Origin of the sequence: Allosalinactinospora lopnorensis, from assembly GCF_000981225.1 — a bacterium.
Classification (GTDB): Bacteria; Actinomycetota; Actinomycetes; order Streptosporangiales; family Streptosporangiaceae; genus Allosalinactinospora; species Allosalinactinospora lopnorensis.
In genome coordinates this window covers 1-9,022 of the sequence record NZ_LAJC01000116.1, presented here as the reverse complement: position 1 = coordinate 9,022, position 9,022 = coordinate 1, and the positions used below count along the sequence as shown (strand labels likewise).

Sequence of the window (9,022 nt, the reverse complement as noted above, 5' to 3'; positions counted from 1 at the left end):
GCCGGTGTTTTCTCGCGTCCTGCCGAGGTGCCGTTCTTTTCCACGTCGAGATGCGCGTTCAACCCGGCCCGACCTCGAACATCCAGGAAAGTCTCGATGCCACTGACGCGAACGCGGTGGCGCTCGGGGCGTCCGGTGGTGGCGAGGACGGGCTGCCCCGGTTCCTGAACTCATTGTGCGAGGCCCATGTCCGGGCTTGCCCTTGGACTGGGAGGCGGTGTTCTCTGGGACCGGGGCGAGCCGGGTGGAACTCCCCACCTACGCTTTCCAGCGCCGACGATACTGGCTGGGCGATGTCGAACGAGGAGTCACCCTCTGAGCGAGGCCAAGATTACACTGGTCACGCCTGATTGGTGCTCCTCAAGGAAGAAGTGGCTACCAGGAAAGACACGAAGATCGAATCCTTTCGAGGAGTGTTTCTCCCATGCGGAGGCCTCATCAATTGTGGTCTGGGGGTCACGGTCACCAACTAACGCTGTAATCGGGCAGTCCACGGTCGCGTCGGGTGCCCCGGCATAGTTCTCGATCGCCCGGTAATCGTTGCGTGCTACGGGAAGAATGGTGGCCAGCAACTCCTCGTCCTCCAGGAACTGCTCGTTTGTGCCACCCAACTCGCGCAGTCTCGCCACCACGCTCGCGTCGTCGTCGAAATCGAGACCCTCGTCTCGGCGCCGCGACGGCGCGCGGCGACCGGAGACGAACAGCCATATCGGCCCCCGTCCGGTTCGCCGCGCGAATCGCAACGCCACCTCGAAAGCGACAATGGCCCCCATACTGTGACCCAAGAAGGCGAACGGGTACTCGATGCGTGCGTCAGCGTCAAGCGCGCCAAAAGCGAGCTCGGCCAGTTCGGTGATGTCACCGACACACTCTTCCCGGCGCCGGTCCTGCCTTCCCGGATATTGGACCGATAGCACATCGATTTCCGGTGTCAGGGATCGCGAAAGCGAGAAAAACGAGCTTGCCGACCCGCCCGCGTGCGGAAAGCAGACCAGCTGCGCTCCGGCCCCTGGAGAAGGATGGAAAGACCGCAGCCACAGAGCATTGTCAGCAAGAGAGCCTGCCACGGTTACCCCTAACGTCCTTTCGTCGAAGCGTTACAGAGAGCGTCGTGCGGCCGTGGTGGCCTCAGGTCTGGACCCTGGAACCCGATGTGCCCTCCGTGGTTGAGGCAGGGGCCATGCGGCGTTGTTTGCCGGTCATGACGCGTAGTGCGGTTGCGGGGCGGAGCAGCTGTGTGGGCGGGTCGACCAGGAATGCGACGCGGATGAACTGGGCGGCGAGGACCGGGTCGTGTTCAGCCTTCGCCTGAAGTCGGCCGACGTAGGAGTTGAAGAGCCGAAGCGGAAGCGGCCGTGGTCCCTCGACCTCGGGCAGCGCCAGGTCGGCGCCTGATGCCAGTTGCCACACCATGCCGAGCGGTGTGGCCGCGACGCGGAAGAAGCGGCGGGGCAGGTCGTGCGTGCCGCGGTTCAGGCAGTCGCGCAGCGCCGCCGCCTGCAGCGCCGCAACCGACATTCCCTGTGCGTAGATCGGGTTGAAGCTGCACAAGGCGTCGCCGGCGACCAGCAGCCCCTCAGGAAAGTTGCGAAGCCGCTCGTAGTGCCGCCACCGGTTCGCCGGGAACCGAAAGGTCGCCACCTCACCGATGGGCTCGGCGTTGCGAATCGCCGCCATGACGTGTGGAGGCATGAAGTCCCCGACAAAGTCGAGCCGGGCTTTGAAATCGGTGGGCGGACGGAGACCGAGGCGTCCGGTGGCGGTGAGCAACCATGCACCGTTCTCCTGCAGAACTAGGCCTCCGCTGGTGGGACGCCCGGGCCGCGCGCCGACAACGACCGCCTTCTCCGGTATGGGATTCGGTGGCAACCGGATAAGCTGACTGGAACACTCCACTTTGATCACGAGTTCGTCTTCGTCCGGGCGGTTGTAGCCGAGTTCTGCCAGCCATGCAGGTGTGCGTGCGCCGCGTCCCATCGCGTCGACGACGAGGTCGGCCTCAAGGGTTTCCTCCTGGCTGTCGTCGGTGCGGCGCTGGATTCGGACTCCGGTGATCCGGTCGCGGGTTTCGGTGGTGACCAGGTTGACCGCGTCGCACTGATCGATGATCTCGATGTTGGGCAGTGCCCGCACTCGGGCCCGGATGTGGTGCTCCAGGTAGGGTCGGCTGGACAGGTAGTGGGGCACACCGGGCTGAGCCTCTCGGGACAGCAGATGACCAGCCGGTGAGCAATAATACTCTGCGTAGTCCCTGATGACCGGAGCGCCCTCGGCCTCGATCCCGTCGAGTAGACCGGGGAGAAGCTCCTCCATAACCTGGGCCCCGCCGGGAAGCAGTCCATGGACGTGCCTGTCTTGGGGAACACCGCGTCGGCTTGCGACATGCGTTGGCAGTGGGTCGCGTTCGACGATCGTCACCCGCTCGTAGACGTCGGTCAGCACCCGCGCGGTGAGCAGCCCTGCCATGCCGCCTCCGAGGACCACAGCGTGGTCGTTGCTCCCCATCCCGCACCTCCTGCGTCTACCCACCACACATAATCGACTGGAACCCGGTAGGCCATCGAAATTATCGTCTCGCGACGCTTGCGGCCCAACCCCTAGCCACCCCTACTCACTCCTGGAAGGCCGGCATTGTTGAGGGCGGGCCAAGAGTTCTTTGGTTCTCTGGCCGAAATGTCACCGGACCTTCCGGATGAACGCGTTCCCGCCCCGCGAATCTGCCGGCCCTTCCAGAGGTGAATGGTCCCGGTAGCGTGGTGCTTCCTTGACGCGGAGTGCTCCTTCCCGATGGAGCCCGGCATCCCGAAGGAGGCGATTACTCGCCCAATCCGGGCACTATCGGCCAGAGGCCCCATTCACGATCTTTTGGATTTTGGTCGCTCTTTCACAAAAACCCGGATGAACTTCCCGGTGGACTCGGTGTCATTCGGTAGCATCCCGGCAAGATCCTCCAATTCAGTGCCAGAGGTAGAAAGAGGCAGCATGCCGACCAACAGCGAGATCGTTCGTAAGTTCTACGCTGATGCCAACCGCAATGACCTCGATGCGCTCCTCACGGTCATGGCGCACGATGTCGAGTGGACACTGCCGATCGGGGCGGCTGACCATGGTGTCGGTAACGTGAAAGGGCACGAGGGGTTCCGTGCACTCTTCACCGGTGGTCAGCGGCTCTTCAGCGAGCAGCATCGTATCCCGGAGGAGGTCATCGAGTCCGGTGACCGGGTGGCGGTCTTCGGCAGCTATCACCTGCGCGGTGCCCAGAGTGGCGTCGCCAGCACCATGCGGTTCGCGCAGTACTTCCGGATAGTCGACGGCACGGTCAGGAACGTTGCGGTCTATTGGGACAGCGCGGACATGCTCCGAGCCTTGGAAGCCGCTCCCGCGGAACCGTGACGGGTTCCCGGGATGGTAATCCGCTCCCGGCTCGGGGGCACTACGGCCGGAAAAGCGTTGGGGAAACCGGAGCTGACCTTGGCACCGTATTGAGGATGCTTCGGGTCAGGGCACTTCGTTCGTACAGGCCCATCCGTCTTGGGGCGGGTACGCCCCAAGACGGATCATTTGACCTCGATCAAAACTGGTGTCGTAGCAGTACGGAGGTTCCCTTCCCCTTGGAGCGCACCTCCACGATGTCACATAGCATCCGGACGCCCCAAAGCCCGAACTCCTTGTCCGAAGCGGACTCCGGCGGCATCCAGCCCAGGAACTCATTGGGCTGCCAATTGCCGGAGTCGACGATTTCGCAGAACAAGTCACTGTCGACGGGCCACGAGCGTAGCGTAACCGGTGTGGTTCCGTGGCGGATGGCATTGGTAACCACCTCGGTCACCGCAACGAGTAGATCCTGCAGCGGCCCTTGCGTCATCCCATAGCGCCGTGCCTGTTCGGCGACGAAGCTCCGCACGGCGTGCAGGTCGGTGGGATCCACGTGAAACGATGCGGCTGTGGGCGGAGCGGAGGGAAGAGGCTCCCGACCGAACGTAGGGGTGACGGGCCCGGAAACGGGGTCAGCGAAGTCGGGAAAGTCGTGGTTTTCTTCTCGGTCGTAGTCAATAAAGGAAGCGGGGTGGGTCCGGCGGCCGTATTCGATAGCTTCGGGGGGAAGCATCGACCGGTTGTAGCAGCAGATCGACGTGACCTTATCGTCCTTTAATGCTGTATTGCAGAACCATTCAAAACGGAACCATTCTGACCAATTGCGGCGGGGGTGGCTCTCCAGGATCTCTCCGGCGACCACTCGCAAACGGCGTGGCGCTATCGCTCTTAGGTAACCTTTGTAGGTTGCGAATGTCCGGATCGGGTGTTTGAACGCATCAGTACTGTCTGCGAACTGCACCGATGAGGCGTCGGGGCCAAGGGCGTCTCGCATCGTCTGGAGGCTGGCCTCGGTGAGGCAGACGGACACGACGTCACCGGCCTCGAGCCCCGCTCGCACGAAGGGGACCGCCACAGAGAGGAATTCCTCTTCGTCCTTATACAGGAGTGCATTGTGCTGATATATGTTGGGATTTACCCAGGATGTGGCGATCTCGCTCATGTCCGTCATGAATTCTCCTTCTGCCCCTGGACAAGGCCGGGCAGTCGGTCCCAACTCACTGTCTCGATGAGGTTCTCCACCTCGGGTGATGGATTGTCCAGGACGAGCTGGGCCTCATGGCCGCTGCGCGCTGCCCAGCTTGTCAGCAGATTAAGCGTGCCCAGATCGATGAAACTCAGTTGAGAGAAGTCGAGATGCACTTCGCTGTTTGTGTCCGTCACCGAAGACAACGCGTCGGTAAGAACGGAGTGCCGTGTTGCGTCAAGCTCTCCTTCAAGGCGGAGGCCGGGGGGGTCGACGGTTCGGCTGATCCGTAGGGTGCCGTCGTCGAATGCAGGATCTACTTCCATGAGGAGCCTCCTGAGCCTTTGGATGTACCGAGACGGGGAGACAGATTAGCATCGCGAACAGGATTGCGCCCTGTCCCTCGGTGAATCCGGGATCGATGCGCCGTGCCCCCATAAGCTATGACTCTTTCACGGCAACCGCAAGGTGCCTCCCGAATTCCGATATAAGGCTAAAAGACGCCCGGCGCGGGAGTACCTGTCGATGACAGCATCATAGGATGCCTTGCCGCGATGCTGGATCGTGTGGATTGCCCACGTTCTTCCTCCAGGATTTGAGTGGAAGCCAGGGGATGTTTCTCGGAAACGCAGGTGAAGCGGGGGACTGCGCGATCGTGGTCGCTCGCCATCGACGACTTCGGATGGCTCCCTGCCATAGCGCACAGGAACTCCTCGCAAACGGAAGTACCACCTCGCCGCCAGGGATCTCGTTTGCCGTCCGGTTTGTCGTTCCCGCTGCCTCCGCGTCCCTGCTGCGCCCATCGCGGAAGGTCCCCCGACTGGGGAGCAGCCGAATCCTTCGGCGTCCGGAGACCGCGGTACCTCGCCATCGCCGATGCCTTTCTACGGGACCCCCGTGTCCACCTCGCTTTTCCCGTGGTCTGACCGGGTGCGCCCCGCTGCCCGGAGACCGGGTTGCCTGAAGACCTGGTGGCCAGCGCGGCTGGAAGCTTACCGCTGCTCTTCCTGGTTTCCCGAGAGTAGAGGGTGCCGCCGTCACGTAGGCGTATTCCTAGGAGTCTCAATGAAGGACGCAGGCGAGGCGGATGGAAACACACCCGTCCTCTTTCATCCGGTCTTTCGTAACTGGAGCACGGGGACCGCGGGGGTGATCTCACCTGCCCGTTGTGGGCAGCATCGGAGTTTGCGCAGTACCTGCCAGTTCTTCGGCTGCGCGATCGTGCGCTCTCCCGGCTGCGGAGTCTGGTGTGCTCGGGGCCGGCGTCCTTCGTCCACTGCGGCTTGCCCCCTTGAACGGGCAGAACACCCCGCCTCCAGCCGGTGTCCCCCTTGTCCGCCGACGCCACCAGACCAGCGGCTCCCACGCGTTCGGCGGTCCTCCAGACCCTGGCGGCTCTGACGTCGTGCACCGCACCTGGCAGCGATCACGCTGTCCACGGCAGGGCACCGTCCGGCGCGGCCACGACCTGGACGTTCGTCCCGTGATGGCGGTGCCTACCCGCGTAGAAGGACCGCTCTGCGGCCGGCCGGTCGCAGGCGAGGAGGGGGCCGTCCAGCGCGGCGTATGCCCATCCGGCCGTGCGAACCCGGCGCAGCGCCTGCTTTCCTGTCTACATGACGCTGGGATTCGGCCCGGGGCATTGCGGTCCTGAGTCGTACGCGCCCATTGGGCGGGCACCAGAGTGGGGAGCTTAACCGCACGGCGGCGGTTCGAACGGTACGCAATCAACTACGATCGCAATAACCCAGCCATCGCGTTGCCTCTTCGTAAGAAGCACAGGTGTGGCTAAGCCCTCCGAAAAACGAACGGCCTTATTCTTCGGTAACGGCTGGCCCCTCACGAACGCCATGAGCGGTCCTGTGGTGGCCGCGCCGAGGACACCGGTCTTCGACGCGGCCACCACGGTCACATGATCGACCCTGGAACTCTTTTAGCGTCTCACAACGCACCAGCGTCTCGTGGACGGTGGGGACTTTCTCTGCAGGGTCCAGACGACATCAGGCGGTCGCTCCATTCGATGATTCGGGTGCGGGCATGAGTCCGACCTGCTTGAGGTAGCCGGCAACGTCCCAGTAGTCGCGGTTCTCTTTGATCTTGCCGTCCTTCAGCACACCGATTGAGATACCGCGGATCTCAAAAGGCTTCCCGGTTGCCGGTACCCCCAGTTCGGTGTTGTCGCAGTCGTTTGTGCCTACCGAGACCCACTCGTACGAATACGCTTCGTCGGTGGTGATGATGAGTCCCGGCGTGATTTGGTAGTTGGTCGAGAAGTTGGCGCGGAGCGAGTCGATGAATGTCCGTACCTCTGCACGGCCCACCAAGCGTTGGCCGAGCGGGGTGTCGATGAACACGACGTCGTCGGTCATGAACGCCGTCACAGATTCGAGATCATGACGGTTCCACGCGTCGAGGTATTGTAGGAGCCAGCTTGCCTGCCCGGTGACAGAAGCGGTCTCGGTGGTCATGTATCAACTCCTTAGTATGGTTTTCTGACCACTGGGTGTCGCTGAGCTGTGGTTCAGTTTTTCCTTTTCCATTCCTTCCTGCCGGAGGTGAACCTGGTGGGGTCCGGGGAGAGGCATTATCCAGAGCTCAACGAACCGTTTACCTTCTCCCCGATGCACGGTCCTGGTCAAAATTGGCCGGCTCCAGGTGGGATACTTCTATGAGAGACCGCACTTGGGCTCAGCACCGGCCCAGAAGGCCGGTACGCGGCGGCGATGTCCGCGGCCTCAGCCCGTCCCGGTGAGTACTGGAAGCCGCAGCGGGTGGTGCATGAACGGGCTGGGAGTGGGCGGGGGGTCCCCGTCCGTGGTGTCCAGCGCCAGATCGGGGAAGCGGGCGAACAGCCTCGGCAGCGCGACCTCAAGCTCCAGGCGGGCCAGCGGTTCGCCCAGGCACCGGTGCACTCCGTGGCCGAAGGCCATGTGCCGCGGCTTCTGCGGGCGGCGTAGGTCCAAGGTGTGGACGGTATCGCCATAGGCTTGGGGATCGCGGTTGGCAGCCCAGTAGGCCAGCATGATCGGCTCGCCTTGGGGGAGGTTAACTCCCCCGATCTCCACGGGGTGCGCTGTGTAGACCATGGGTAGCATCGCCACGCTGGTGTCATACCGCAAGAGCTCGTCGATGCTTTCCTTCCAGGACACCTCGTCGGAGGCCAGCAGCGCGTACTGGTCAGGGTGGGTCAGCAGCGCCCGGACCGCGTTGGTGAGCGCGCCCACCGTCGTCTCGAAGCCGGCATTGACCAGGAGACGCACATTGCTGGCCAACTCGACGTCGGTGAGCCTGTCCTCGTGGTCGCGGGCCTGAACCAGGGCACTGATCAGGTCGTCGCCGGGATCGTCGCGTTTCTCCTTGATCACCTTGGTGGCAAGATTGTGGATGTCGGTGTAGACCTCGGTGTCGGTGCCGGAGAAGATGCGAGCGGGGATGTCCTCCAGCCGTGCGGCCCACTCCCCGGTCAGCCCGAGCAGTTCGCACAACACGCGGATCGACAGCGGCCAGGACAGCTCCGCCTTGAGGTCGCAGCGCCCGCCGGCTCGGGCCATGTTGTCCAGCAGCTCGTCGACGATCGTGTTCACCTGTGGCTCCAGTCCGCGGACCCGCCGGTGGGTGAACGCGCCCTGCAGGATACTTCGCGCCCGTCGGTGGTCCTCCCCGTTGGAGAAGAACATGCTCGACACCGTGCTCATCTGCACCAGCGGTTTGTCGGTGGGCACCTCGCCATCCGCCAGCGCTCGCCAGTTGGCCGCCCCGCGCATGAAGGTGTCGGGGGCGCTGAGCACGCGCCGTAGCGCGTCATGGTGGGTGACGATCCACAAGTTCACCCCGTCGAAGCGAATTGGCGCTATGGGGCCCGCTTCGCGTAGCCGGGCGGCGATGTCCGGCGTGTCGATGTGCTGGAGGTCGATGTGAATCCGATCCGTCAAGACGCTGCACTCCTCGGGATAGGGAACTCCGGCACGGCCGGGATTCTCCACCAGATCGCGAAATCCCGATAGAGGGGAACGCGTGGAAATTCGGTCTTTTCTGCGGGCAGGCTCGGACGTCATCGATCCGCGGCCGCAGCGAGGAGCAAGCCGCGCATCGCGGAATTCCGCAGCTGCGTGGACGGACACGAGGGGCGAAGGATCCCCAGAAGGAACATTCCGGAAAAGGGGTCTAATACCGGATTTCGTGCGTCAGGCCCCCGGGAATGGAATTCCGATTGAATGTACCGTGGTGGAGGGTTTTGGGTCAGCCATAAATGGGCGCTGGAATCAGACGTCCAGGCATGACGGGCCATATCGTCCTGCTCTTCTCAGGGGCAAGGACAACTTTCAGGCGGATCGCGATGCGGCCGCGCTCTTCGCGGAGCAGAGTCCCGAGACCTATGAGGTTGGATGGGACAACCGGAACGCGCTGATCCATGGTGTGCGGTACCTGGCCCGTACGGCCGAGATCGACCAGTTCCTGGAT

General features: G+C 63.2%; 8 protein-coding genes. 2 read left to right on the top strand and 6 right to left on the bottom strand.

Annotated elements, in window-relative coordinates; genetic code table 11:
- Nucleotides 1-308: 308 nt before the first annotated feature.
- Together VS93_RS25015 and VS93_RS25010 are read right to left on the bottom strand one after the other, a co-directional pair.
- Nucleotides 309-1,067, bottom strand: coding sequence for a thioesterase II family protein (locus VS93_RS25015; RefSeq protein WP_046472308.1), 759 nt, complete (start codon nucleotides 1,065-1,067; stop codon nucleotides 309-311).
- 61 nt (nucleotides 1,068-1,128) lie between these two features.
- On the bottom strand, nucleotides 1,129-2,505 hold the full coding sequence (locus VS93_RS25010; protein WP_046472307.1) for an FAD-dependent oxidoreductase: 1,377 nt from the start codon (nucleotides 2,503-2,505) through the stop codon (nucleotides 1,129-1,131).
- Nucleotides 2,506-2,982: 477 nt separating this feature from the next.
- On the opposite strand from VS93_RS25010, the gene VS93_RS29905 reads away from it, so the two are divergent.
- Nucleotides 2,983-3,393 carry a nuclear transport factor 2 family protein gene (locus VS93_RS29905; RefSeq protein WP_046472306.1) on the top strand — a complete coding sequence of 137 codons (411 nt, stop codon included), beginning with the start codon at nucleotides 2,983-2,985 and terminating at the stop codon, nucleotides 3,391-3,393.
- 178 nt (nucleotides 3,394-3,571) lie between these two features.
- Here the strand turns inward: VS93_RS29905 and VS93_RS25000 are convergent, their stop codons facing one another.
- The 4 genes from VS93_RS25000 to VS93_RS24985 form a co-directional block, all read right to left on the bottom strand.
- On the bottom strand, nucleotides 3,572-4,546 hold the full coding sequence (locus VS93_RS25000) for a sensor histidine kinase (protein ID WP_052745986.1): 975 nt from the start codon (nucleotides 4,544-4,546) through the stop codon (nucleotides 3,572-3,574).
- Nucleotides 4,543-4,887: an STAS domain-containing protein gene (locus tag VS93_RS24995; protein WP_052745985.1), complete on the bottom strand. Its 345-nt coding sequence runs from the start codon at nucleotides 4,885-4,887 to the stop codon at nucleotides 4,543-4,545. The genes VS93_RS25000 and VS93_RS24995 overlap by 4 nt, the downstream gene beginning before the upstream one ends.
- Nucleotides 4,888-6,561: 1,674 nt before the next feature.
- On the bottom strand, nucleotides 6,562-7,029 hold the full coding sequence (locus VS93_RS27360) for an ester cyclase (RefSeq protein WP_052745984.1): 468 nt from the start codon (nucleotides 7,027-7,029) through the stop codon (nucleotides 6,562-6,564).
- Nucleotides 7,030-7,296: 267 nt separating this feature from the next.
- Nucleotides 7,297-8,493 (bottom strand): cytochrome P450 family protein, encoded by a 1,197-nt coding sequence (locus VS93_RS24985; RefSeq protein ID WP_052745983.1) that lies wholly within the window; start codon nucleotides 8,491-8,493, stop codon nucleotides 7,297-7,299.
- A gap of 82 nt (nucleotides 8,494-8,575) precedes the next feature.
- Between VS93_RS24985 and VS93_RS33135 the strand changes: the two genes are divergently transcribed.
- The coding region (locus tag VS93_RS33135) for an SAM-dependent methyltransferase (RefSeq protein ID WP_338022800.1) at nucleotides 8,576-9,022 on the top strand (447 nt) is incomplete at its 3' end.

What these genes read in the sequence shown, in the direction of transcription:
- VS93_RS25010 (WP_046472307.1), bottom strand. Translation starts at nt 2,505, where the DNA reads ATGGGGAGCAACGACCACGCTGTGGTCCTCGGAGGCGGCATGGCAGGG.
- VS93_RS24995 (WP_052745985.1), bottom strand. Translation starts at nt 4,887, where the DNA reads ATGGAAGTAGATCCTGCATTCGACGACGGCACCCTACGGATCAGCCGA.
- VS93_RS25000 (WP_052745986.1), bottom strand. Translation starts at nt 4,546, where the DNA reads ATGACGGACATGAGCGAGATCGCCACATCCTGGGTAAATCCCAACATA.
- VS93_RS29905 (WP_046472306.1), top strand. Translation starts at nt 2,983, where the DNA reads ATGCCGACCAACAGCGAGATCGTTCGTAAGTTCTACGCTGATGCCAAC.
- VS93_RS27360 (WP_052745984.1), bottom strand. Translation starts at nt 7,029, where the DNA reads ATGACCACCGAGACCGCTTCTGTCACCGGGCAGGCAAGCTGGCTCCTA.